25 protein-coding genes and 1 other RNA gene are annotated in these 22,848 nt (G+C 64.7%); 15 read left to right on the top strand and 11 right to left on the bottom strand.

Going from position 1 to position 22,848, the window contains the following annotated elements; translation table 11 throughout:
• Positions 1–120: 120 nt before the first annotated feature.
• The 12 genes from K6G35_RS02145 to K6G35_RS02090 all read left to right on the top strand — a co-directional run bounded on the left by K6G35_RS02145 (position 121) and on the right by K6G35_RS02090 (position 11,494).
• Positions 121–1,518 carry an aminopeptidase P N-terminal domain-containing protein gene (locus tag K6G35_RS02145; RefSeq protein WP_008648703.1) on the top strand — a complete coding sequence of 466 codons (1,398 nt, stop codon included), beginning with the start codon at positions 121–123 and terminating at the stop codon, positions 1,516–1,518.
• Complete coding sequence (locus K6G35_RS02140) at positions 1,515–1,979, top strand: hypothetical protein (protein ID WP_008648702.1); 465 nt, start codon at positions 1,515–1,517, stop codon at positions 1,977–1,979. The genes K6G35_RS02145 and K6G35_RS02140 overlap by 4 nt, the downstream gene beginning before the upstream one ends.
• Complete coding sequence (locus tag K6G35_RS02135) at positions 1,957–3,219, top strand: UbiH/UbiF/VisC/COQ6 family ubiquinone biosynthesis hydroxylase (RefSeq protein ID WP_286882479.1); 1,263 nt, start codon at positions 1,957–1,959, stop codon at positions 3,217–3,219. Before K6G35_RS02140 ends, K6G35_RS02135 begins: the two co-directional genes overlap by 23 nt.
• A gap of 203 nt (positions 3,220–3,422) precedes the next feature.
• Positions 3,423–4,487: a tRNA dihydrouridine synthase DusB gene (dusB, locus tag K6G35_RS02130; protein ID WP_008646033.1), complete on the top strand. Its 1,065-nt coding sequence runs from the start codon at positions 3,423–3,425 to the stop codon at positions 4,485–4,487.
• The gene (locus K6G35_RS02125) at positions 4,484–4,717 is read left to right on the top strand and encodes a Fis family transcriptional regulator (RefSeq protein WP_008646031.1); all 234 of its coding nucleotides are present in this window, start codon (positions 4,484–4,486) and stop codon (positions 4,715–4,717) included. Before dusB ends, K6G35_RS02125 begins: the two co-directional genes overlap by 4 nt.
• A gap of 22 nt (positions 4,718–4,739) precedes the next feature.
• Positions 4,740–6,314 (top strand): bifunctional phosphoribosylaminoimidazolecarboxamide formyltransferase/IMP cyclohydrolase, encoded by a 1,575-nt coding sequence (purH, locus tag K6G35_RS02120; protein WP_495676032.1) that lies wholly within the window; start codon positions 4,740–4,742, stop codon positions 6,312–6,314.
• 125 nt (positions 6,315–6,439) lie between these two features.
• A complete protein-coding gene (gene ruvC / locus K6G35_RS02115; protein WP_017514768.1) occupies positions 6,440–6,985 on the top strand; it encodes a crossover junction endodeoxyribonuclease RuvC in 546 nt (181 codons plus the stop codon).
• A gap of 114 nt (positions 6,986–7,099) precedes the next feature.
• Positions 7,100–8,278 carry a glycerophosphodiester phosphodiesterase gene (locus tag K6G35_RS02110; RefSeq protein ID WP_035881379.1) on the top strand — a complete coding sequence of 393 codons (1,179 nt, stop codon included), beginning with the start codon at positions 7,100–7,102 and terminating at the stop codon, positions 8,276–8,278.
• A 54-nt stretch (positions 8,279–8,332) separates the two neighbouring features.
• On the top strand, positions 8,333–8,914 hold the full coding sequence (gene ruvA / locus K6G35_RS02105; RefSeq protein WP_008646023.1) for a Holliday junction branch migration protein RuvA: 582 nt from the start codon (positions 8,333–8,335) through the stop codon (positions 8,912–8,914).
• Positions 8,915–8,981: 67 nt separating this feature from the next.
• Complete coding sequence (ruvB, locus tag K6G35_RS02100; protein WP_008646022.1) at positions 8,982–10,049, top strand: Holliday junction branch migration DNA helicase RuvB; 1,068 nt, start codon at positions 8,982–8,984, stop codon at positions 10,047–10,049.
• 202 nt (positions 10,050–10,251) lie between these two features.
• On the top strand, positions 10,252–10,863 hold the full coding sequence (locus K6G35_RS02095) for a hypothetical protein (protein WP_008646021.1): 612 nt from the start codon (positions 10,252–10,254) through the stop codon (positions 10,861–10,863).
• 46 nt (positions 10,864–10,909) lie between these two features.
• On the top strand, positions 10,910–11,494 hold the full coding sequence (locus K6G35_RS02090) for a BPSL1445 family SYLF domain-containing lipoprotein (RefSeq protein ID WP_008646020.1): 585 nt from the start codon (positions 10,910–10,912) through the stop codon (positions 11,492–11,494).
• Positions 11,495–11,619: 125 nt separating this feature from the next.
• On the opposite strand, the gene K6G35_RS02085 is transcribed toward K6G35_RS02090, so the two are convergent.
• From K6G35_RS02085 to tyrS, 4 genes are all read right to left on the bottom strand, one after another.
• A complete protein-coding gene (locus tag K6G35_RS02085) occupies positions 11,620–12,294 on the bottom strand; it encodes a histidine phosphatase family protein (protein ID WP_008646019.1) in 675 nt (224 codons plus the stop codon).
• A gap of 61 nt (positions 12,295–12,355) precedes the next feature.
• Positions 12,356–13,003, bottom strand: coding sequence for a YbhB/YbcL family Raf kinase inhibitor-like protein (locus K6G35_RS02080; RefSeq protein WP_008646018.1), 648 nt, complete (start codon positions 13,001–13,003; stop codon positions 12,356–12,358).
• 33 nt (positions 13,004–13,036) lie between these two features.
• Positions 13,037–13,507: a D-aminoacyl-tRNA deacylase gene (gene dtd, locus K6G35_RS02075; protein ID WP_008646017.1), complete on the bottom strand. Its 471-nt coding sequence runs from the start codon at positions 13,505–13,507 to the stop codon at positions 13,037–13,039.
• A gap of 13 nt (positions 13,508–13,520) precedes the next feature.
• The gene (gene tyrS / locus K6G35_RS02070) at positions 13,521–14,762 is read right to left on the bottom strand and encodes a tyrosine--tRNA ligase (RefSeq protein ID WP_008646015.1); all 1,242 of its coding nucleotides are present in this window, start codon (positions 14,760–14,762) and stop codon (positions 13,521–13,523) included.
• A gap of 218 nt (positions 14,763–14,980) precedes the next feature.
• On the opposite strand from tyrS, the gene K6G35_RS02065 reads away from it, so the two are divergent.
• Positions 14,981–16,375 carry a M23 family metallopeptidase gene (locus tag K6G35_RS02065; protein ID WP_008646013.1) on the top strand — a complete coding sequence of 465 codons (1,395 nt, stop codon included), beginning with the start codon at positions 14,981–14,983 and terminating at the stop codon, positions 16,373–16,375.
• Between the two features lie 2 nt (positions 16,376–16,377).
• Positions 16,378–17,523: an anhydro-N-acetylmuramic acid kinase gene (locus tag K6G35_RS02060; RefSeq protein WP_495676031.1), complete on the top strand. Its 1,146-nt coding sequence runs from the start codon at positions 16,378–16,380 to the stop codon at positions 17,521–17,523.
• 89 nt (positions 17,524–17,612) lie between these two features.
• On the opposite strand, the gene erpA is transcribed toward K6G35_RS02060, so the two are convergent.
• The 5 genes from erpA to rplM all read right to left on the bottom strand — a co-directional run bounded on the left by erpA (position 17,613) and on the right by rplM (position 20,417).
• Complete coding sequence (erpA, locus tag K6G35_RS02055; RefSeq protein ID WP_008646009.1) at positions 17,613–17,981, bottom strand: iron-sulfur cluster insertion protein ErpA; 369 nt, start codon at positions 17,979–17,981, stop codon at positions 17,613–17,615.
• 108 nt (positions 17,982–18,089) lie between these two features.
• Positions 18,090–18,584, bottom strand: a complete 495-nt coding sequence (locus tag K6G35_RS02050; RefSeq protein ID WP_008646006.1) for a bactofilin family protein — start codon at positions 18,582–18,584, stop codon at positions 18,090–18,092.
• Positions 18,585–18,607: 23 nt separating this feature from the next.
• Positions 18,608–19,306, bottom strand: coding sequence for a DUF6776 family protein (locus tag K6G35_RS02045; protein WP_234706931.1), 699 nt, complete (start codon positions 19,304–19,306; stop codon positions 18,608–18,610).
• 275 nt (positions 19,307–19,581) lie between these two features.
• Positions 19,582–19,974 (bottom strand): 30S ribosomal protein S9, encoded by a 393-nt coding sequence (rpsI, locus tag K6G35_RS02040; RefSeq protein ID WP_008646004.1) that lies wholly within the window; start codon positions 19,972–19,974, stop codon positions 19,582–19,584.
• Between the two features lie 14 nt (positions 19,975–19,988).
• Positions 19,989–20,417 carry a 50S ribosomal protein L13 gene (rplM, locus tag K6G35_RS02035; protein ID WP_008646003.1) on the bottom strand — a complete coding sequence of 143 codons (429 nt, stop codon included), beginning with the start codon at positions 20,415–20,417 and terminating at the stop codon, positions 19,989–19,991.
• A 759-nt stretch (positions 20,418–21,176) separates the two neighbouring features.
• On the opposite strand from rplM, the gene K6G35_RS02030 reads away from it, so the two are divergent.
• Positions 21,177–21,599: an OsmC family protein gene (locus tag K6G35_RS02030; protein ID WP_008646002.1), complete on the top strand. Its 423-nt coding sequence runs from the start codon at positions 21,177–21,179 to the stop codon at positions 21,597–21,599.
• 82 nt (positions 21,600–21,681) lie between these two features.
• On the opposite strand, the gene rnpB is transcribed toward K6G35_RS02030, so the two are convergent.
• Both rnpB and K6G35_RS02020 read right to left on the bottom strand, forming a co-directional pair.
• An RNA gene (gene rnpB / locus K6G35_RS02025) (RNase P RNA component class A) lies at positions 21,682–22,022 on the bottom strand.
• A 36-nt stretch (positions 22,023–22,058) separates the two neighbouring features.
• A complete protein-coding gene (locus tag K6G35_RS02020) occupies positions 22,059–22,847 on the bottom strand; it encodes a DUF3025 domain-containing protein (RefSeq protein WP_495676030.1) in 789 nt (262 codons plus the stop codon).
• Between the last annotated feature and the right edge of the window lies 1 nt (position 22,848).

Below are 22,848 nucleotides of genomic sequence, written 5' to 3'. Positions count from 1 at the left end.
TCCCAAACGTTACCAAAGCCCCGTACGCGCCCGCTTTTGCGCCGCATCGTGCGCACGCGCGGCCCGCTTTACCCGCCGACGGGTTTAGAATCGGGGCATTCCCCTCACCGTCTTTCATCCATGTCCGCACCCGACTCCGCCCTCCTCGGCGCGTGCAGCGATCGCCGCGCCCGTGTGCTGAAACATCTGCGCGCCAACGGCGGCGGCGTGGCCATCGTGCCAACCGCGCCGGAAGCCATGCGCAATCGCGACAGCGACTATCCGTACCGGCACGACAGCTATTTCTATTACCTTACCGGATTCACCGAGCCAGACGCAGTGCTCGTGCTGGTGGCGGGCGGCCCGGGCGACGACACCAACAGCAGCATCCTGTTCTGCCGGCCCAAGCACGAAGAACGCGAGATCTGGGATGGCTTCCGCTATGGGCCAGAAGGCGCGCGCGCGATGTTCGGCTTCGACGAGGCGCACTCGGTCGAAGACATCGACAAGCTGCTGCCGCCGATGCTGGCCAACCGCGCCACGCTGGCCTATCCGCTGGCCGCCACCGCAGACTTCGACGCACGCGTGCGTGGCTGGCTGGATGCGGTACGGATGCAGGGCCGCGCCGGGGTGTCCTCCCCGTCGGCCGCGCTAGACGTCCGCACACTGCTCGACGAGATGCGCCTGTTCAAGGATGCGGGCGAACTGGTCACGATGCGCCGTGCCGCCGAGATCTCGGCCCAGGCGCATGTTCGTGCGATGCGCACGTCGCGCCAAGGCTTGCGCGAGTACCACCTCGAAGCCGAACTGCTCTACGAATTCCGCCGCCACGGCGCCCAGAGCGTGGCCTACAACTCGATCGTCGCCACGGGCCCCAACGCTTGCGTGCTGCACTACCGGGCGGGTCCGGCCGAACTGCGCGACGGCGACCTGTGCCTGATCGACGCGGGTTGCGAACTCGACGGCTACGCGTCGGACATCACGCGCACGTTCCCGGTCAACGGCCGATTCACGCCGGCGCAGCGCGAGCTCTATGACCTCGTGCAGGCCGCGCAGGACGCCGCCATCGCCGAGACACGCGCGGGCGTGCCATACAACGTCCCGCACGACGCGGCGGTGCGTGTGCTGGCGCAAGGCATGCTGGACACCGGCCTGCTCGACCGCAACAAGGAAGGCACGCTCGACGATGTGCTGGCCAGCGGCAGCTATCGCCGCTTCTACATGCACCGCACGGGCCACTGGCTCGGCATGGACGTGCACGACGTGGGTGAATACCGCGTGCCCGGCCCGCTGCCGGCAGGCCACGAGGGCGAACGACCATGGCGTCCGCTCGAGGCGGGCATGGTGGTAACCATCGAGCCGGGCATCTACGTGCGCCCGGCCGAAGACGTACCCGAACGCTACTGGCACATCGGCATCCGCATCGAGGACGACGCCGTGGTGACTTCGGGAGATTGCGAACTGATCACGCGCGGCGTGCCTGTGAAGGCCGACGAGATCGAGGCACTGATGCGCGACAACGGAGGCATGTCGCGATGAAGGCATTGTTGAGCAAACTGTTCGGAACCGGCGTCACGAAGACCCACACGACGCGAGCAGTCGATCCGAACGAACCATTCGTGATCAATATTTATGACGACCGCGTCGTGGTGCACCGCCCCGACGGCCAGCGCGAAGAGCTGGCCTGGGACGCGCTGGAGAAAGTCGTGGTGCGCGTGTCCGACCGCGCGCCGTGGGCAGGCACCGCATGGCTGATCCTGGCCGGCGACGCCGCAAGTCAGCAAGGCTGCGTGGTGCCGATGACCGCGGCCAACCACGAGGCGCTGGTGCGGCGCCTGCAGGAGCTGCCCGGCTTCCATCAGCAGAAACTCGATAACGCGATGCGCGACGCCACCTCTGGCAAGTCACGCACCGACGCGAATCTGTGGAAGCGATCCGAAGCCGAAGCCCAAGCGCGCAAGGACGAGGAAACCAGCCATGACGCTGCCAACCAGCACTGACGCACTCGCGGTTGAGCCGCGCGACATCGTCATTGTCGGCGGCGGGCCGGTCGGCTTGGCGCTGGCGGCGCAGTTGCTACGCACCACATCGTGGCGCATCACGCTGATCGACGCGGCCACGCCGGCGCGCGCCGCACGTGATCCGCGCGCCATTGCCTTGTCGCACGGCAGCCGCCAGTTGCTCGAGCAGATCGGCGCATGGCCGGTGCCGGCGCAGGCGATCGAGCATATCCATGTCTCGCAGCGCGGCCGCTTCGGTCATGTGAAGCTCCATGGCGACGACTACGGCGTGCCCGCGCTGGGCTATGTGGTCAGGTACGGCGACCTTTGCCAGACCCTCGAACGCGCGCTCGCCCGCGCCGCCGACGCCGCTCCGGGCCGGCTTGAACGCGCCTTCGAGACGCGTATCGACAACATCGATCAAGGCGACCGCAGCGACGGCAGCAACCGGAGCGACGCCGCCCTGGTCCGGCTGACCGGCACCTCGCACGCAGAGCAGGAAGGATTGCCGGTAGCGTTTGCGGCCCGCATCGCTGTGCAGGCCGAAGGCGGACTGTTCCACCAGCAAATCCAGCGGCTGTCGCGTGGCACCGAGGCCGCGCGGCGACGCGACTATCAACAGACCGCGATCATCGGCCATGTGACGTGTACGCAACCACAACCCGGCTGGGCGTGGGAACGTTTTACCGAGGAAGGGCCGCTGGCGCTGCTGCCACACGAGGAACATGGCGTGCAGGGCTACGCGCTGGTCTGGTGCTGCCCGCCCGAGCAGGCCATGCGCCGGCTCGCGCTCCCAGAGGACGAGTTCGCATATGAACTGGGCCAGGCGTTCGGTACGCGAATGGGCCGGTTCACGCTGGTTGGCAAGCGCCACGCGTTCCCGCTCGGGCTCAATGCCGCGCCGGTCACGGTCGACGGGCGCGTTGCCGCGGTCGGGAATGCCGCGCAGACGCTACATCCGGTGGCCGGACAGGGGCTGAACCTGGGCCTTCGCGATGCATTCGCGCTGGCCGATTCGCTGCGCGCCGGCTGCACACCACAGGCACTGGAGGCGTTCGCGAGCCGGCACCGGGTCGACCGCGCGATGACAATCGGCATCACCGACCTGCTGCCGCGCGTGTTCGCCGTGGGCGGCCCGATGGCGGCCCACGCCCGTGGCGCGTCGCTCGCAGCACTGGCCTGCGTGGCGCCGCTCAAGCACGCGCTGGCGCGGCAGATGATGTACGGCGCACGCGGCTAGTCGATATTTGCCAGGCGGCTCCCCGACGGCCCCTTTGCGGGGCCGTCTTCATGATATTTGCTCATTTCTTGAGCAACCGTACCGGATTGGCGGTAAAATCCCGCCCTCGCACATGACCCGACTTGCGCCGGCCCCAAGGCTTGGCAGGGGCATGTTTTTGCATATCGCCAGCTTCGCCTGAACGCACCCAACACCGTTCCATCGTGCAGATCGGTCCGCACCAACTTCGCAACAACCTGTTCGTCGCCCCCATGGCCGGGGTGACCGACCGGCCCTTCCGCCAGCTTTGCAAGCAGCTTGGCGCGGGCTACGCGGTGTCCGAGATGGTCGCGTCGAACGCCCAGCTCTGGAAAAGCGAAAAGACCATGCGCCGCGCCAACCATGCCGGCGAGGTGGAACCGATTTCGGTGCAGATCGCAGGCGCGGAGCCGTCGATGATGGCCGAGGCGGCCCGCTACAACGTGGACCGCGGCGCCCAGATCATCGACATCAACATGGGCTGCCCGGCCAAGAAGGTCTGCAACGTGGCCGCCGGTTCGGCGCTGCTGCAGAACGAGCCGCTGGTCGTGCGCATCGTCGAGGCCGTGGTGGCCGCCGTGGGCGACCGCGTGCCCGTCACGCTGAAGATCCGCACCGGCTGGGATCGCGAGCACAAGAATGCGCTGCGCGTGGCGCGCATGGTGGAAGACGCCGGCATCAGCATGCTGACGATCCACGGCCGCACGCGCGCCGATCTCTATCATGGCGAAGCCGAGTACGAGACGATCGCCGCCGTCAAGTCGTCGATCCGCATCCCCGTGGTCGCCAACGGCGACATCACCACGCCGCAGAAGGCGCGACATGTGCTGGCCGTGACCGGCGCCGACGCGATCATGATCGGCCGGGCCGCGCAGGGCCGCCCCTGGCTGTTCCGCGAGATCGAGCACTACCTGAAGACGGGCGAACTGCTGCCCTCGCCAGAAGTGGCCGAGATCCGCGCGATCATGAACCATCACCTTGCGGACCACTACGCGTTCTACGGCGAGTTCACCGGAGTGCGCACCGCCCGCAAGCATATTGCCTGGTACACGCGCGGCCTCAAGGGCGCGAACCTGTTCCGGCATCGCATGAACACACTGGAATCCACCGACGCGCAACTCGCGGCCGTCAACGCATTCTTCGACGAACAGGCTGCAATCTCCGACCGCCTGGTCTATGTCGACGAGAATGCCGCAGCGGACGACGACGCGCTCGACAACAACAAGAAACGGGAATTGCTTGCCGCATGAGCCGCAACGCCATCGACCAATGCATCCGGGATAGCCTGGATACCTACTTTCGCGATCTGGACGGCGAAGTGCCGTCCAACATGTACAACATGGTGCTGGAGGCCGTGGAGCGGCCCCTGCTGGAAGCCGTGATGACGCGCGCCGAGCGCAACCAGTCACTGGCAGCCGCGTATCTCGGCATCAACCGCAACACCCTTCGCAAGAAGCTGCAGCAACACGGTTTACTTTGAATTTGACGCGTTCCCCACAGCCATGATCAAGCAAGCTCTTCTCTCCGTTTCAGACAAAACCGGCATCGTCGACTTCGCGCGCGAACTCAATGCGCTTGGCGTCACGCTGCTTTCCACCGGCGGTACCGCCAAGTTGCTGGCCGAGGCCGGCCTGCCTGTCACGGAGGTGGCCGATTACACGGGCTTCCCCGAGATGCTCGACGGCCGCGTGAAGACGCTGCACCCGAAGGTTCACGGCGGCATCCTGGCCCGTCGCGATCTGCCGGAACACATGGCAGCCCTGGCCGAGCACAACATTCCGACGATCGACCTGCTGGTGGTGAACCTGTACCCGTTCCAGCAGACCGTGGCCAAGGATGACTGCACGCTGCCGGACGCCATCGAGAACATCGACATCGGCGGCCCGACCATGCTGCGCTCGGCGGCCAAGAATCACCGCGACGTGACCGTGATCGTCGATCCGGCCGATTACGCGGTGGTACTCGGCGAGATGCGCGCCAATGTCAACAGCGTCGGCTACGACACGAACTTCCGCCTGGCTACCAAGGTGTTCGCCCACACCGCCCAGTACGACGGCGCGATCACTAACTACCTGACCAGCCTCGGCGCCGACAAGTCGCACCAGGCCCGCAGCGCCTATCCGCAGACGCTGAACCTGGCCTTCGAGAAGGTCCAGGAAATGCGCTACGGCGAGAACCCGCACCAGTCAGCCGCGTTCTACCGCGACCTCAAGGCCTTCGACGGCGCGCTGGCCAACTACGTGCAGTTGCAGGGCAAGGAACTGTCCTACAACAACATCGCCGATGCCGACGCCGCGTGGGAATGCGTCAAGTCGTTCGACGCCGCCAACAACGCCGCATGCGTGATCGTCAAGCACGCCAATCCGTGCGGCGTGGCGGTTGGCGCGAACGCGCTAGAAGCCTACGACAAGGCCTTCAAGACCGACTCGACCTCGGCCTTCGGCGGCATCATCGCCTTCAACGTCGAACTGGACGAAGCTGCCGCACAAGCCGTGGCCAAACAGTTCGTGGAAGTGCTGATCGCCCCGTCGTTCAGCGCGGCCGCGCGCAACGTGTTTGCCGCCAAGCAGAACGTGCGTCTGCTGGAGATCCCGCTGGGCAAGGGCGTGAATCAGTACGACCTGAAGCGCGTGGGCGGCGGCCTGCTGGTGCAGGGCCCGGATGCGCGCAACGTGCAGCCGTCCGAACTGCGCGTGGTGACGCGCCGCCATCCGACGCCGAAGGAAATGGACGATCTGATGTTCGCCTGGCGCGTGGCCAAGTTCGTCAAGTCGAACGCCATCGTGTTCTGCGGCAACGGCATGACGCTGGGCGTGGGCGCGGGCCAGATGAGCCGCGTGGACTCGGCACGCATCGCCAGCATCAAGGCCCAGAACGCCGGCCTCACGCTGGCGGGTTCGGCCGTGGCATCGGACGCGTTCTTCCCGTTCCGCGACGGTCTGGACGTGGTGGTCGACGCTGGCGCGACTTGCGTGATCCAGCCGGGCGGCTCGATGCGCGACGATGAAGTGATCGCCGCCGCCGACGAGCGCGGCATCGCCATGGTGCTGACCGGCACGCGCCACTTCCGCCACTAAAACGGTAGCGAGGGCACACCGCTGCCCTCGCCCCGGCGCCTCTCCCGCGCTACGGGAGAGGCGCGCAACCCCTCCCCTGCGGCGTAATCCTCTACACTACGCCCATCTCCCCCTGCCCTTGCTTCATGCGTATTCTCGGCATTGACCCCGGTTTGCGAACCACTGGCTTTGGCGTGCTCGAAAAGCACGGCAACAAGCTCGCCTACGTCGCGTCGGGCACGATCCGCAGCAATGGCGAGACCAGCCTGCCCGAACGCCTGAAGACGCTTTACGACGGCATCTCCGAAGTCGCGCGGACCTACGCGCCAGACTGCGCGGCGATTGAAAAGGTCTTCGTCAACGTCAATCCTCAATCGACCCTGCTGCTCGGCCAGGCACGCGGCGCGGCGATCTGCGGGCTGGTCGTGCAAGGGCTGCCGGTGTTCGAATACACCGCGCTGCAGCTCAAGGTAGCCGTGGTCGGATACGGCCGGGCCAACAAGGAGCAGGTTCAGGAGATGGTGATGCGGCTGCTGTCGCTGTCCGGCCGTCCGAGCTCCGATGCGGCTGATGCGCTTGGCGTGGCGATCTGCCATGCCAATGGCGGCGACACGCTCGGCACGCTGGCCGGGCTGGCGCCTGAGCTGGCGCGCAAGGGAATGCGCGTGCGGCGCGGCCGGCTGGTCGGCTGATTTGTCGCCAGCGGATCGACGCCGATCGATTGCCATTTTCAGAGCAACGCCTAGGGATGACCGCTACGGCCGGCGCTTACAATCGTCGTTCGTGACACCGTCAGGAATGCTCCGATGCACCATCCGTTCATCACCCGATTCTCGCTTGCCGCGCTGACCGCTGGCCTCATTGCCGGCTGCGCGGCGCCGCCTCGTGCGCCCACGTCCACGGCTGCACCGGAGGTGCCATCCACGGCATCCGTTCCCACCAGCGCCGCGCGGAAGCCCGTGCTGATCATCGGCCATCGCGGCGCCAGCGCGCTGCGGCCGGAACACACGCTGGCGTCCTATCAGAAGGCGATCGACGACGGCGCCGACATCATCGAGCCCGATCTCGTGGCAACGAAGGATGGCGTGCTGGTGGCGCGGCACGAGAACGACATCACGGGCACCACCAATGTGGCCGAGGTGCCGGAGTTCGCAGACCGCAAGCGTGTGAAGGTCATCGACGGCGAGCGTCTGACCGGCTGGTTTACCGAGGACTTCACGCTGGCCGAACTGAAGACGCTGCGCGCCCGTGAGCGGATTCCGAAGCTGCGTCCCGCCAATGCGAAGCTCAATGACCAGTTCGAGATCCCGACATTCGACGAAATCCTGAAGCTCGCCGAGCTGGCCGCCATGAAGCGTGGACGGTCGGTTGGGATCTATCCCGAACTCAAGCATCCCACTTACTATCGCGGTATCGGCCTGCCGCTGGAGGAGCGACTCGTAACCGCGCTGCAGGGCAGCGCCTACGCGAAGACCGTGCCGGTCTATGTGCAGTCGTTCGAAGCCACGCCGCTGCGCACCGTCAAGCGATTGCTGGGTAATTCGATGCCCAACGTGATGATCGTCCAGCTTATCGGCAATCCGCGCAGCCGTCCCGCGGACTGGCGTCTGGCAGGTGATACGCGCACGTACGCCGACATGATGAAGCCGATCGGCCTGCGCGAAGTGGCCACCTACGCCAACGGCATCGGCCCCGAGAAGAACAGCGTGATCCCGCGCGATGCCAACGGCAATCTCGCCTCGCCGACCGCGCTGCTCGCCAACGCTCACGCGGCGGGCCTGGTAGTGCATCCTTACACATTCCGGCCCGAGAATGCGTTCCTGCCGAAATCGCTGCGCGCGCCCGGTGACGATGCCACGCGCAACCCGGCCGGCATGATCAGCGAGATCCAGACTTTCGCAGCCGCGGGTGTCGACGGCGTATTCACCGACGACCCGGCGCTGGGTCGTCGCGCCGTGGATCCACCCGCCAACGGCGGCCATTAAGCACGCTCGCCGCGCTACACTTGCGGCCAATTTCGCTTCTTCATCGCACCCACCATGATCGGACGTATCGCCGGCACCCTGCTCGAAAAGAATCCCCCGCATCTGCTGGTCGACTGCCACGGCGTCGGCTACGAGATCGATGTGCCGATGAGCACGTTCTACAACCTGCCGGCGATCGGCCATCCCGTAACGCTGCTGACCCAGCAGATCGTGCGGGAGGACGCGCACCTGCTCTTCGGCTTTGCCACGGCCACCGAACGCAATACATTCCGGGAACTCATCAAGATCACCGGCGTCGGCGCGCGCATGGCGCTGGCCGTGCTGTCTGGGCTTTCGGTACCGGAACTGGCACAGGCCGTGACGATGCAGGAAGCGGGCCGGCTGACCAAGATCCCGGGCATCGGCAAAAAGACAGCAGAGCGGCTGCTACTGGAGCTCAAGGGCAAGCTTGGCGCGGATCTGGGCCATGCTCCCGGCGCCACCCCGGTGGCCGATAGCGCCATCGACATCCTCAACGCGCTGCTCGCGCTCGGCTACTCGGAGAAGGAGGCCGCGCAGGCCATCAAGCAGGTGCCGGCCGGCACCGGCGTGTCCGACGGTATCAAGCTCGCGCTGAAGGCGCTGTCGAAAGGCTAAGGACGCACCGCGAACGGCTCGGGGCGGGGGCGCAGCGTAGAATGGCGGCAAATTGCTTCTGACTGCCATGATTGAAACCGACAAGCTGACCGGCGCCGACCGCCTGCCCGACCGCGTGATCTCGGCCACGCCCGCTTCCACGCAGGAAGAAGCGTTCGAGCGGGCGCTACGGCCCAAGCTGCTCGACGAATACGTCGGCCAGGAGAAGGTGCGCGGCCAGCTCGACATCTTCATGCACGCGGCCCGCAAGCGCCGCGAAGCACTGGACCACGTGCTGCTGTTCGGGCCTCCCGGCCTGGGCAAGACCACGCTGGCCCACATCATCGCGCGCGAGATGGGCGTCAATCTGCGCCAGACATCGGGGCCGGTGCTCGAACGCCCGGGCGATCTGGCCGCCCTGCTGACCAATCTCGAAGCCCACGACGTCCTCTTCATCGACGAAATTCACCGGTTGTCGCCGGTGGTCGAGGAAATCCTGTACCCGGCGCTGGAGGACTACCAGATCGACATCATGATCGGCGAAGGCCCGGCGGCCCGCTCGGTCAAGCTCGACCTGCAACCCTTCACGCTGGTGGGCGCCACCACGCGCGCCGGGATGCTGACCAATCCGCTGCGCGACCGTTTCGGCATCGTGGCGCGGCTCGAGTTCTATACCCCGGACGAGCTCGCGCGCATCGTCGCGCGCTCGGCACAATTGCTGAATGCCGCCATCGACCCGGCCGGCGCATTGGAAATTGCCCGCCGCGCGCGTGGCACGCCCCGGATCGCCAACCGGCTGCTACGTCGCGTGCGCGACTTTGCCGAGGTGAAAAGCGACGGAACAATCACTAGAGAGCTGGCCGACGCCGCACTGGAGATGCTCGACGTGGATAGCGTTGGCTTCGACCTGATGGACCGCAAGCTGCTGGAAGCCGTGTTGCATAAATTCGACGGTGGCCCGGTCGGCGTGGACAATCTGGCCGCAGCGATCGGCGAAGCCCGCGACACGATCGAGGACGTGCTGGAGCCCTACATGATCCAGCAGGGCTACCTGCAGCGGACGCCGCGAGGACGTATGGCGACAGCCGCCGCCTACCGCCATTTCGGGCTGGCATCGCCCCGCGACGGTGGTGCCGAGCCCGCCGAAGGGCTCTGATTTTCCGCATCCCGCCCAAGGCCGTTCCACGGCCTTTTTTTTGCGCCTCCAGATGCCCCGGCGACCGCCGGGCGCGCCATTTAAACGTTTTAGCACCCCGTCGCAAATTTTTTCGAAGTGGATTGCTGGCCTCTGGCCGCTTGTCCACAATGGCTGCATCCCCTTTAATTACAGGTGCGCGTTTGCGCCATAAGGATCAGAAATGAATTTGCGAGCCAAACCAACTTCCCTGATCTCCGTACTTGCCGCGGCGGCCGCCCTGGCGATCGGCGCGACGGGCGTGGCGCACGCGCAAAAGCCGCAGGCAAAGACACCTGCGCCGATCGGCGTGGCCGAGGAAGCCGTGGTCAGCGGCAAGGTGGTCGATGTCGATCCGCAGTCGAAGGCCGTACTCGTCCAGGGACCGCGCGGCAATCTGGTCGAGCTCGTGGCTGGCGATGAAGCCAAGAACATCGGCAACGTGCGCAAGGGCGATATCGTGACGCTCACGCGCGGCGCGGCGGTGGTGGCGGCGCTCCAGCCGGTGGACAGCAAGGACACCCCGCTGCTGGAGCAGGTGGAACGCGTTTCCCACGCCGCCGAGGGCGGCAAGCCTGGCGTCATGCGTGAAATCACGACCACGATCACCGCTCAGATCACCAAGGTGGACGTGGCAAAGCGTATGGTGACCTTCCGCGGCCCGCGTGAAACCCTGCGTACCGTGAAGGTGCAGGACCCGAATATCGACCTGGCGAGCATTAAGCAGGGCCAAATGGCCAAGATTGTTGTGCGCGAAGTGGTGGCCATCACCGTCAAGTCGCCGAATGCCGGCTGATTTTCAGCCGGAGAATCCACCTGCCATCCCAATCAGGAGAACAACAATGAATCGACGCAACTTTGTCACCCGTATGGCAGGTTCCGGCCTGCTCGTCGCTACCGCCATGGCTGCAGGTTGCACGACCACGGGCTCCAGCGATTCGAAAGACGCGGCTGCTCGGCGTCAGGAAATCGATGCTGGCGCCGAGGGCGCGCTGAACCGGCTGTTCACGTCGGTCGATGGTTCGCGCGAACTGGCCAATAAGGCGCAGGGCATTCTGGTGTTCCCGCGCGTGCTGGCCGGTGGCCTGGTGATCGGCGGCGAGTACGGCGACGGCGTGCTGCGCAGCAAGGGCGCGAATGTGGGTTACTACCGCACGATCGCCGCGTCGTTCGGCCTGACGGCTGGCGGCCAGTCGCGCTCGGTGATCATCATGTTCATGACGCCGGAAGCCTACAACAAGTTCTTGCAGGCCAAGGGCTGGACGGCTGGCGTCGATGCCAGCGTGGCACTGGCCAAGGTCGGCGCGAACGGCAAGGTGGATACGGTTACGGGCCAGCAGCCGGTGATCGGCTTCGTCCAGACCAATGCCGGCCTGATGTTCGACGTTTCACTGGACGGGTCCAAGATCAGCAAGCTGGACCTGTAATTCGCAGGGTCTCTCCTCCTCTGCGATTGGACAACTCCCGGCCGTGGCCGGGAGTTTTTTATTGCACCGACGCTCGCGGCTGGACGCCCGGGCGTAGTCCGGAGAATCGGATCAGGTAGATAGGATCAGGGGACGCGTCGATCGACTTCGTCCAGCGCCAGCGCCTCTAGGTGGCTGACGTCGGCCCATTGCAGCAGGGTAAGGTGGGCGGTGTCGCACCGCAGGCGGTTGACGCTGGCATTGAGCAGTTCGTGCTCGCGCGGCGCTTCGAGGGTCATGCCCGCCGCCTCGCGGTAGAGGCAGTCGAGCACGCCGCCGTGCGCCACCAGCGCGATGCGCTCGCCAGGATGGCGCCGCGACAGATACAGCGCCACCTCGACCGCCCGGTCGTGGAACTCGCGCAGCGATTCGCCCTCGGGCGGCGCGTAGTCGGGCACGCGCGCCTGCCAGCGCGCGAAATCCTCAGGGCGCTTCTCCGCCACTTCAGCGTAGGTCATCCCCTCCAGATCGCCATAGCAACGCTCCCGCAGTCGACGCTCGGGCCGCACCTGCAAACCCAGCGTCTCGGCCAGCGGCGCCGCCGTCTGCATGGCACGACCCAGGTCACTCGAATAGACCGCGTCGATCGGCTCGCCGGCCAGCGCCTCGGCCAGCGCGCTCGCCTGGGCGCGGCCAGTGTCGTTCAGTGGGATGTCGAGCTGGCCCTGCAGCCGCCGCTCGCGGTTCCAGGCCGTCTCGCCATGGCGAATCACGATCAGGTGGGTGTAGGCCAGCGATTGCGGGCCAGTGCTTTGCGACATTGCCGATTCCTCGGGAGGCGACGGTTCGGGCCGGGTCTGACGCCCGGCGGGGCGAACGAGGTTACTTCACGAGCCTCGGGTTAAGGGTGTATGTACCGGTCAGGCTGGCCTCGGCCAGGACATGGCCCTGGATCGCGCGGCGCACGTCGGCACCGGTGAACTTGCCTTCGACCGGAACGCGGTCGATATCGAGCGCGTACACGGTGAATACGTAGTGGTGAATGATCGAATCGTTCCACGGAGGGCACGGGCCGTCATAGCCGAAGTAGTCGCCCTTCATATCCGCGTCACCGGCGAACCAGCCCGTGTAGTCGTTCAGGCCGTGGCGCAGGCCGCCAGCCGTGGCGGTACCCACCAGCGCCTCGGGGCCCGGCTTGCCTCGCGCGATCACGCCGTCGCTGTGCGAGCCTGCCGAGATCGTGTGTAGACCGGGCGGAACGTCGATCAGCACCCAGTGGAAAAAGTCCACGCGCGGCAGCGATTCCGGAACCTCGCGGCCTTCCTGGTTGACGTCGTCGCCCTTGCTCGGCACATCGCGGTCATGGCAGATCAGCACGAACGAACGGGTGGCGGCGGGCACGTCATCCCAATGCAGATCCGGGTTGCGGTTGCTCGACAGCGCGACATGACTGGCCGCGTCGGGCACGCAAAACGCAAACTCGCCGGGAATCGGCGCATTGTCGGCAAAGGCCTTGCTCCAGAGTTTCATGGGGATCTCCTTGGGTGTCGATCTCGGGCGACGTCAGGCATTCGCTGCCGGTGGCACGCGCAGCCAGAACGTCACGGGACCATCGTTGGTCAGGCTGACCTGCATCATCGCGCCGAACTCGCCGGTCTGCACCGACGGATGCGCGGCGCGGGCGCGGGTCACGAAATGATCGTAAAGGCGGCGGCCGTCCTCGGGCGCGGCGGCCGGGGTGAAGCTCGGCCGGGTGCCGCTGTTGGTATCGGCAGCCAGCGTGAACTGGGACACCACGAGTAGCCCGCCTGCGGTGCCCTGGCCGTCCATGTTCTGCACCGGCAGGTTCATCCGCCCTTCCGCGTCGGAAAACACACGGTACGACAACAGCTTGGCCAGCAATCGCTCGGCCTGCGCCTCGGTGTCGCCGCGCTCGGCACAGACCAGCGCCAGCAGGCCCGCGCCGATCTCGCCGGTGGTGCGACCATCCACAGTCACGCGCGCCTGCGAAACGCGCTGGATCAGGGCGATCATCGAGGGCCCGGGCTCAGGAAAGCGTCACGCGCGCGAAGCGGCGCTTGCCCACCTGCACCACGTACGTGCCGGCGGCCACCTTGGTCGCCTTGTCGCTGACCACGGCACCATCGATCTTCACGCCGCCCTGCTCGATATTGCGGTTGGCCTCGGAGGTCGACGGCACGAGATTGGCCTGCTTGAGCAGTTGCGCGATGCCCAGCGGCGCGCCTTCGAGGCTCACGGCCGGGATGTCGTCGGGCACGCCGCCACGGGCGCGATGATTGAAGTCCTCGAGCGCCTTCTCGGCATCAGCCTGGCTGTGGAAACGCGTGACGATCTCCTGGGCCAGAGCCACCTTGCAGTCGCGCGGGTTGCGGCCCAGCGCCACTTCGTTCTTCATCAGGTCAATCTCGCTCATCGGGCGGGACGACAGCAGCGTGTAGTACTGCCACATCAGTTCGTCCGAGATGCTCATCAGCTTGCCGAACATGTCGTTCGGGGCCTCGGTCACGCCGATGTAGTTGTTCTTGGACTTCGACATCTTCTCAACGCCGTCCAGCCCCACCAGCAGCGGCATCGTCAGGATGCACTGCGATTCCTGGCCGTACTCCTTCTGCAGCTCGCGACCCACCAGCAGATTGAACTTCTGGTCGGTGCCGCCCAGCTCCAGATCCGACTTCAGCGCCACGGAATCGTAGCCCTGCATGAGCGGATAAAGGAACTCATGGACCGAAATCGGAATCCCAGACCGGAACCGTTTGGTGAAGTCGTCGCGCTCCATCATCCGGGCCACGGTGTACTTGGCCGCGAGCTGGATCATGCCGCGGGCGCCCAGTGGGTCGCACCACTCGCTGTTGTAGCGGATTTCGGTACGTGCCGGATCGAGCACCAGGCTGGCCTGGCGGTAGTAGGTCTGGGCGTTGGCCTCGATCTGCTCCCGGGTCAGCGGCGGGCGGGTGGAATTGCGGCCCGAGGGATCGCCGATCGTCGACGTGAAATCGCCGATCAGAAAGATCACCTGGTGGCCCAGATCCTGGAGCTGGCGCAGCTTGTTCAGGACCACGGTGTGGCCCAGATGGATGTCGGGCGCGGTCGGATCCAGGCCAAGCTTGATCCGCAGCGGCACGCCGGTGGCCTCGCTGCGGGCCAGCTTCTGCAACCATTCGGATTCAACAAGGAGCTCGTCGCAGCCGCGCTTGGTGATCTCCAGTGCGCGCATCACCGACGGCGTAAGTGGATAGTTGGCCGCGGCGGCCGGGGACACTTCACTCATGACGTAAGTCTTTGAAATCTATAAAGAATTTGCGACGGACAATCAGATTCGTTCTGGTATAATCCGCGCTTTGCGCCAGACGGGATAAACCGTCGGCCAACCGTCATTCTAGGCGGCATACAAACAACGCCCGCACCGCACCTCGGGGGAGGAAGGCAGACGACACATATCGTCGCGGCAGCGGCCCTAGGTAATACGGAAAGCTTGAATTCTACGTGATGTGGTCTAGTCTCCGCGAAGTTTTCGCGCGCGAGCTGGTGGTACTCGTCGACCCTACCAATCCCCAGCACACGCGTCGCCGCAAACAATTGACCGTCGCCGTTGGCACGGTATTCACCCTTGGCATGGCTGCAGCCATGGGCGTCGCCCCGCGCAATGCCTTCGATGATCCGCTGGCCCCGCGCGTCGAGCAGGCCCTGCGGATGCCGGATGTGCGCCAGCAACTCGAACTGCTCACCGAGACGGATGAGCAGAGTGTCTACGTGCGTCAGGAACGAATGCAGCGCGGCGACACCATCTCCACGCTGTTGCGCCGGCTCGGCGTCGACGATCCCGACGCGCAATCGTTCATCCTCAAGAACCCGACCGCCCGTGGCCTGTTCGGCCTGAATCCCGGCCAGACGGTGCAGGCCGAGATCGACGACAGCAATCTGCTGGTCGCGCTGCAGGCCAACCTGGGCGGCGACGCCGCGAGTTCCCGTGAACTCGTGGTCGAGCGCGTGGCCCCGCAGAAGGACGGCGGCGACTACACGTACAGGGCGCGTATCGCTTCAGTGGACAACGACGTGCACTACGAGATGGCCTCTGGCGCCATCGAGAACAACGGCTTCTTCAAGTCGATGGACGCGGCGAACGTGCCGGACGAGATCGTCAGCCAGATGATCTCGATCTTCTCGGGGGTCATCGACTTCCACCATGACATTGCCCGTGGCGACCGTTTCCGCATCGTCTATGAAGCCGGCTTCCGCGACGGCGCCTTCGTGCGCAACGGCCGCGTGGTGGCGATCGAACTGATCAACCGGAACACGCTGTACCAGGCGCTCTGGTATTCGCCCACGGACGGCGAACCCGGGGCCTATTACACGTTCGACGGCCGCAGCATGAAGCGCCCGTTCCTGCGTTCGCCGGTGGAGTTCTCGCGCGTCTCGTCGGGCTTCGGCGGCCGCGACCATCCGCTGCATCACAAGTGGGCGCAGCACAAGGGCGTCGACTTCGCCGCCCCCACGGGCACCAAGGTGTTCGCCTCGGGCGAAGGCACGGTAGAGTTCGTGGGCCAGCAGAACGGCTACGGCAACTTGATCATCCTGCGACATGCCGGCGGCTATTCGACTTACTACGCCCACCTGTCCGGCTTTGCCGGCCTGCGTGACGGCCAGCACGTCGGCCAGGGCGAGGTGATCGGCTACGTCGGGTCCACCGGCTGGGCTACCGGGCCGCACCTGCATTACGAATTCCGCTACAACGACGTGCCCCAGAATCCGCTGACGACAACACTGATGGAAGCGCCCACGCTGACCGGCAAGTCGCGCTCGGAATTCCTGAACTACACGAGCGCCATGCTGAGCCGGATCAACATGCTGCGCACCTACAACGTCCTGACGGCCAGCAACTGACCATGCCCGCCTCCCCGCAGTCCAGCGAGATGTTTATCGGCCTGATGTCCGGCACCTCCATGGACGGCGCGGACGGCGTGCTCGTCGACTTCTCCGGCGCGCAGCCGGCAGTGCTGGCTGCCGCCCATACACCGTTCCCCGCACCGCTGCGCGACGCGTTTGGCGCCCTGCAGCAGCCCGGCGACGACGAAATCCATCGCGAAGCACTGGCATCGAACGGCCTGGCCCGGGTCTACGCCGATTGCGTGGCAACGCTGCTCCGGATGGCCAATGTGACTGCCGGCAGCGTGGCGGCCATCGGCGCGCACGGCCAGACGATCCGTCACCGGCCGGGCCAGTACGATGGCATTGGATATACCCGACAGAGCCAGCACCCGGCGCTGCTGGCCGAGCTAACGGGCATCGACGTGGTGGCCGACTTCCGCAGCCGCGATGTCGCGGCCGGCGGGCAAGGCGCGCCGCTGGTGCCGGCGGTACACGCCGCGCTGTTCGGCGCTGTCGACGAAACGCGTGTGGTCTGCAACATCGGCGGGATCTCGAACATCAGCATCCTGCCTGCGGCTGGCACCGGGCGCCCGGTGACGGGGTTCGACTGCGGCCCGGGCAATGCGCTGCTCGACGACTGGGTTCATCGCCACCGTGGCACGCCCTACGACGATGGTGGCGTGTGGGCAGCCAGTGGCAAGGTCGACGAAGACCTGCTGGGCCAGATGCTCGCCGAACCCTACTTTCGCGCGTTGCCACCCAAGAGCACCGGGCGCGACCTGTTTCATCCGGGGTGGCTGCAGTCGCTGCTTGACGCATATGGCAATGCTGCCCAGCCGCAGCCGGTGGACATCCAGGCCACACTGGCCACGCTGACGGCCACGGCGATCGGCCAGGACGTGCAACGGTATGCGCCCGAGGCGCGGCGGTTGATCGTATGTGGAGGCGGTGCGCACAACGACTTCGTCATGACGACGATGGCGAGGCAGTTACCGGGTGTGCTGGTGCAGACAACGGCCGATTTCGGGGTGCCAGTGTCGCAAGTGGAAGCCATCGCGTTCGCATGGCTGGCACGGCAGTGCACGCGCCGCGCACCAGGCAACGTGGCCACCGTCACCGGTGCGATGGGGCCGCGCGTGCTTGGCGCCATCTATCCGCGATAGGCTGTGCGCTGATCCGGTCGGGTTGTCGACGGCCCGAAAACAAAAAAGCGCACCGACTGGTGCGCTTTTTTTGGGGGGACGAACCCGGCTCAGACCGAGAACGACGAACCGCAACCGCAGGTGGTCGACGCGTTCGGGTTCTTGATCACGAACTGCGCGCCGTTGATGTCTTCCTTGTAGTCGATCTCGGCGCCCACCAGATACTGGTAGCTCATCGAGTCAATCAACAGCGTGACGCCGTTCTTGACCATCGTGGTGTCGTCTTCGTTCACATCTTCATCGAAGGTGAAGCCGTACTGGAAGCCCGAGCAGCCGCCACCCTGCACAAACACGCGCAGCTTCAGTTCGGCATTGCCCTCTTCCTCGATCAACTGCTTGACCTTGTCGGCTGCGCTGTCGGTAAAGACGAACGGTGCCGGCACGTCCTCGGTTGCGGGTGCCTCTGCGACTGCGTTCATGGGAATCTCCTGGTTAGATACGCCCGTATTCTAAGCGTTACTGACAAATCGTGCCGAAACCCCTTGTTTTCAAGGGGCTCTGGGCCCTCTGGGTACCGCTTGCTTCACTCAGGCCGGCACGCCCGCGCCTTCCGGCGCCTTGTCGTTATCGGCTGCCTGATCCGACGCCGTCGCCTCGCCATTATTGGCCGGCGCATCAGTCTTGGCTTCCGCGGAGGGAACGAGGTTCGGCAGCGCCCTCACCTCGGTTTGCGTCAGTGGCACAAGTCGACCTTCGACGATTGCGCCCTGGTGCATTTCGAGCGCTGCATAGCGCACCTCTCCATACACCCTCGCGTGCGGCTGCAGTTCGAGCAACTCCACGGCATGCACCGGACCGGTCACGGTGCCGTTCAGGATCAGGTGGTCCACACGGATCTCGCCCTCGACAATCCCTTTCTCGCTGATCACGAGCATGCTCGACTTGCCTTCGGCAGCGATCACGTTGCCACGCACCCGACCATCGAGACGAAGCCCCCCGGAAAACGTCACATCGCCTTCGATCGTGGCACCCAGCCCGATCAGGGTGTCGATGGACAGGCCTTTCTTCTTCGAAAACAGCATGCTTTCTCTCCTTTTCGCGCAGACTAGGGCGTAGCCGACTGCGTTGCACGGACTTGGCCGTTCTGGACGATGCGGACCATGACGGCACGTACTTCGACGCCCTGCGGAACCATCAGATCGCCTTCAATACGCTGGTAATGTGTAAGCCTCACTTTTGGCAACGGCGGATCCCCCGGTTGTGGCAAGGTCAATGCCAACGGCTTGCCGTCGCGAACCGCCGAGATAGTGAACTGTAGCTCACCCATGAAATCCGGCTGCTCGACGAAGGCCTTGGACCCACCCTGCATCGCAAGCAGCCGGTAGTGCACGGCACGCGGCTGGGCCTCGTCCAACGCGACCCGGAAACTCCGCACGTGGATGCCCGAGGTGTCCCCGCTGGCCGGGAGCAGCGATTCGAAGAATCCAAGATCCTCCTTGAGCTGCCCGACATCGGCTTCGGCTGTCTTGAGCTGCTGGGCCAGCCGCTCCTGCGCCGCGCGCGCCATCTGCAACTCCGCGCCGGCGGTATTCGCGGTGGCCCGCAGTCGATCGCGCTCTCCAGTGATATCGACCAGTTGCTGCTGCAACCGCGCGATCTCTTCGGAGCGATTCGTGACCGATTTGGCAGCCGGCTTGCCGGCGCGGCGGCCCATTTCATACATCCCCGCCGCCAACGCACCCCCGACCAGAAGCAGCGCGACCACAAGTACCCAGACGCGCCAAGGCCGTTGCTGGCGGATCACCGCCGTATGCGAGCGCAAGCCGCGGCGCGGCCGTAGCGGCCGGTACGTCAAGCCCATCGTGCCATCCCTCGACCCATTGTTCGCCCCCTCATTCCGCAGGCCGGTGATTGTATCGCTGGCTGGTCAGCGCGCGGATGAAAATTGTAGCAATCGGCATACATGGGCCGTGCCAACGTTTGACCTAGGCTTGTTTTGGACGAAAAAAAACCGCACGCCAGGGCGTGCGGTTTTTCTGGATTTGCCGGCTCCGCTTGGCAGAACCTGGCAAATGCGCATTAGCGCTTCGAGAACTGCTTGCGGCGACGTGCCTTGTGCAGACCGACCTTCTTACGCTCGACTTCACGGGCGTCACGCGTAACGTAGCCTGCCTTCGACAGGGTCGGCTTCAGCGTGGCATCGTAGTCGATCAGGGCGCGGGTGATGCCGTGACGGACAGCACCGGCCTGGCCGGTTTCGCCACCACCGGTCACATTGACCTTGATGTCGAACGTTTCGGCGTGAGCGGTCAGCTCCAGCGGCTGGCGCACGATCATCAGCGAGGTTTCGCGAGCGAAGTACTCTTTGATGGGCTTGCCGTTGACGATGATATCGCCCTTGCCCGACTTGATGAAGACACGAGCCACGGCGCTCTTGCGGCGGCCAGTACCGTAATTCCAGTTACCGATCATGGATATTGGCCCCTTTAGATTTCCAGCACCTTGGGCTGCTGTGCGCTATGCGGATGTTCGGCTTCGGCATAAACCTTCAGCTTCTTGATCATCGCGTAGCCCAGCGGACCCTTAGGCAGCATGCCCTTAACAGCCTTTTCCAGGGCGCGACCCGGGAAACGCTGCTGCATCTTGCCGAACGTGGTTTCGTAGATACCGCCCGGGTAACCCGAGTGACGGTAGTACTTCTTGTCCTGTTCCTTGGTACCCGTCACGCGCAGCTTGGCCGCATTGACGATGATGATGAAATCACCAGTATCGACGTGAGGAGTGAATTCCGGCTTGTGCTTGCCGCGCAGTCGGCGTGCCACTTCGCTGGCAACACGGCCGAGGACTTTGTCCGTCGCGTCAATCACGTACCAGTCGCGCTTTACCTCTGCAGGCTTGGCGGAAAAGGTCTTCATGATTTTTCCTGAATTTTGAAAACTGCCCGAGGTGACGGTCGCCGTTTTAGCGTCCTGTCAATCGGCCGGTCCTTTGGACCTGACCTTCCTGCTTGTATCTGCAGGCTCTCCCTGACTTCTTTCCGGGGGCAATGACCGGAAAAGTCGGCCATTATACGGGCTGTCGAGTCGATCGCACAAGCAAAATTGTGGCTTTTCGTCAAGATGGCCAGTGGCCAGCAAAGGGCCATAGAACTGGATGGGCAGCCTGCGTCACGATTTCGCCGGGCCGCCCTTGCAAAAGACGAAAAAAAACCCAAGTCGGTTGGACTTGGGTTCGAATCCACCAAAGGAGGAGGGTGGAGGAGACACCGGGCGATCGACGGGGCCGGTCCTGGCGGGCGGTGCGACGAGCGATTTGGGTACGTTACCGACTTTCGCTTTCGCACTCTGGCGCGCTCTCATGCGCCGTCGTTCGATGGATTGAATTATACATATCGGCACAGCCGTTGCAAGAAAATTTGCAGTGCGAAATGCGATACCGCAATATGAAATTGCGGATAGATCATATCGAATGCCTCACATTCCTTATTAAACAAGGAGTTGAGTGTGAATCCACAAGGTCTCGCAGGCATCGCATTAGAGGAAACCCTCAGAATTTCGCGGGAAATGGCATGGTCGGAGGCCAATTCCCGCATGTCATATACTCACGAAATGCAAGATGCGTGATCGCGCGGTGATGCGCGAAAACACACAAACCAGAACCGAGGAACGAAAAAAATGGAATGCAAAGTGACATGGATGGGGCCGGAGGGCATGAGCTTCGTAGCCCAGACCGGCAGCGGTCACATCGTGGCGATGGATGGCGCACCTGACGGCGGCGGCAACAACCTGGCGCCCCGGCCCATGGAAATGGTGTTGCTGGGCACCGGCGGCTGCACGGCATATGACGTGGTGCTGATCCTCAAGCGTGGCCGCCAGGACGTGCGCGGTTGCAGCGTCAAGCTGGAAGCCGAGCGCGCCGAGACCGACCCGAAGGTGTTCACGAAGATCAACTTCCACTTCACCGTGACCGGCCGCAACCTGGATCCGGGCAAGGTCGAACGCGCGATCGAGCTGTCGCACGAGAAGTACTGCTCGGCCTCGATCATGCTGGCCAAGACGGCCGAGATCACGCACACGATGGAAATCGTCGAAGGCTGACCGTCTTCGTGCAAGCCGGGCGAAAGCATCCGTCCCGGCCAAATAAAAACGCCCGGCGCAATGCCGGGCGTTCGCGTATCTGAAGCAAAGCAGGCCGATAAGCCGGATTCTGTGCGCCCCGCACGCCTTGCGGCGCCCGGAACGTGACAACCATTCCTCTAGGCCGACCGTTACCGGCCGGCTCCAGCTCCCTACCCGCAGACTCGGCGGGCCGCTTCATCGTCTGCCTATTTGGGATTGCTCCAGGTGGAGGTTACCGCGTTTCACCCTTCCCGCCAGCCGAAGCCGGCGGCAAGACTCGTCTCTGTGGCCCTATTCCGCACGTTACCGTGGATGGCTGTTAGCCAACACCCTGCCCTGTGGAGTCCGGACTTTCCTCCCCTTGCACCTTGCGATGCAAGCAGCGATTGTCTGGCCTGCTTTGCGGCCCGCAGTCTAACACCGATGCGCGGTTGCCGGTCAGCCCGCCTCGGCATTGGTGGCCGCACCGCGGCGTCCGGGCCGGAACACGCTGAGATCGTCGTAGAAACCAGGGGCAGCGCTCTCGTCACACCAACCTGGAATGCCCATCACCGGTAGCGGCGCGAAACTGCGGCCACCCTTGAGACGCCCCTGCTCCGCAGCTTCGGCCAGTGACGCCGCCAGCAAGCCGTCGAGCCTGGCGATCGGCGTCATCGGCGACGCCGGAATCCACCATGCATGGGCGGTCACGGACTTGTAGGGCTGCACCAGTTTTTCCAGCAGCGCATGGCCGAACGGCACTACCGCGCAGGTATCGCGCCAGGCATCACGACGTGAGACAAACAGTTTGCGCCAGGCAAAACCGCGCAGCGCATCGGCAAGCGTTGCATCTTCACTGACCAGAATCACGGCGTTCTCGTCGAACAGCGTCGCCGCGTCACGCAGGCCCCCGCGCACGGCTTGCACGCCGTCCCGCTCGATGGCCTCGGCTTGCAGCCGGTTGAGCAGTCGCTTGGTCTCGGGGAAATGCAGCCAGATCAGCGCGTTGAATGCGTCGTGCAGGTTATCGCGCGTTGGCACCTGCCCGGTGGCGAAGATGTGGGACTCGTAGGCCACACCCTCGGGCAGGCTGTCCTGGCGCACGAAGCGCAGCCGCAAACCCTGGGCGTTGAGGCTGCCCGATGCCGCCGCGTTGAAAGCCTCGCGCAGGTCACTGCCACGGAGGCGGGATACGGACGCGGCGAACGGCAAGAACCACGGCCGCGTCCAGTCGATCTTCGACAGCAAC

It is taken from the genome of Cupriavidus sp. HY129 (assembly GCF_059492215.1).
This window is presented reverse-complemented; position numbering and strand designations above follow the sequence as displayed.

Excerpts from the sequence above, each read along its gene's own strand:
- K6G35_RS02145 (WP_008648703.1), top strand. The coding sequence starts at position 121 with ATGTCCGCACCCGACTCCGCCCTCCTCGGCGCGTGCAGCGATCGCCGC.
- K6G35_RS02140 (WP_008648702.1), top strand. The coding sequence starts at position 1,515 with ATGAAGGCATTGTTGAGCAAACTGTTCGGAACCGGCGTCACGAAGACC.
- K6G35_RS02135 (WP_286882479.1), top strand. The coding sequence starts at position 1,957 with ATGACGCTGCCAACCAGCACTGACGCACTCGCGGTTGAGCCGCGCGAC.
- K6G35_RS02125 (WP_008646031.1), top strand. The coding sequence starts at position 4,484 with ATGAGCCGCAACGCCATCGACCAATGCATCCGGGATAGCCTGGATACC.
- purH (WP_495676032.1), top strand. The coding sequence starts at position 4,740 with ATGATCAAGCAAGCTCTTCTCTCCGTTTCAGACAAAACCGGCATCGTC.
- ruvC (WP_017514768.1), top strand. The coding sequence starts at position 6,440 with ATGCGTATTCTCGGCATTGACCCCGGTTTGCGAACCACTGGCTTTGGC.
- K6G35_RS02110 (WP_035881379.1), top strand. The coding sequence starts at position 7,100 with ATGCACCATCCGTTCATCACCCGATTCTCGCTTGCCGCGCTGACCGCT.
- ruvA (WP_008646023.1), top strand. The coding sequence starts at position 8,333 with ATGATCGGACGTATCGCCGGCACCCTGCTCGAAAAGAATCCCCCGCAT.
- ruvB (WP_008646022.1), top strand. The coding sequence starts at position 8,982 with ATGATTGAAACCGACAAGCTGACCGGCGCCGACCGCCTGCCCGACCGC.
- K6G35_RS02095 (WP_008646021.1), top strand. The coding sequence starts at position 10,252 with ATGAATTTGCGAGCCAAACCAACTTCCCTGATCTCCGTACTTGCCGCG.
- K6G35_RS02090 (WP_008646020.1), top strand. The coding sequence starts at position 10,910 with ATGAATCGACGCAACTTTGTCACCCGTATGGCAGGTTCCGGCCTGCTC.
- K6G35_RS02085 (WP_008646019.1), bottom strand. The coding sequence starts at position 12,294 with ATGTCGCAAAGCACTGGCCCGCAATCGCTGGCCTACACCCACCTGATC.
- K6G35_RS02080 (WP_008646018.1), bottom strand. The coding sequence starts at position 13,003 with ATGAAACTCTGGAGCAAGGCCTTTGCCGACAATGCGCCGATTCCCGGC.
- dtd (WP_008646017.1), bottom strand. The coding sequence starts at position 13,507 with ATGATCGCCCTGATCCAGCGCGTTTCGCAGGCGCGCGTGACTGTGGAT.
- tyrS (WP_008646015.1), bottom strand. The coding sequence starts at position 14,762 with ATGAGTGAAGTGTCCCCGGCCGCCGCGGCCAACTATCCACTTACGCCG.
- K6G35_RS02065 (WP_008646013.1), top strand. The coding sequence starts at position 14,981 with ATGTGGTCTAGTCTCCGCGAAGTTTTCGCGCGCGAGCTGGTGGTACTC.
- K6G35_RS02060 (WP_495676031.1), top strand. The coding sequence starts at position 16,378 with ATGCCCGCCTCCCCGCAGTCCAGCGAGATGTTTATCGGCCTGATGTCC.
- erpA (WP_008646009.1), bottom strand. The coding sequence starts at position 17,981 with ATGAACGCAGTCGCAGAGGCACCCGCAACCGAGGACGTGCCGGCACCG.
- K6G35_RS02050 (WP_008646006.1), bottom strand. The coding sequence starts at position 18,584 with ATGCTGTTTTCGAAGAAGAAAGGCCTGTCCATCGACACCCTGATCGGG.
- rpsI (WP_008646004.1), bottom strand. The coding sequence starts at position 19,974 with ATGATCGGTAACTGGAATTACGGTACTGGCCGCCGCAAGAGCGCCGTG.
- rplM (WP_008646003.1), bottom strand. The coding sequence starts at position 20,417 with ATGAAGACCTTTTCCGCCAAGCCTGCAGAGGTAAAGCGCGACTGGTAC.
- K6G35_RS02030 (WP_008646002.1), top strand. The coding sequence starts at position 21,177 with ATGGAATGCAAAGTGACATGGATGGGGCCGGAGGGCATGAGCTTCGTA.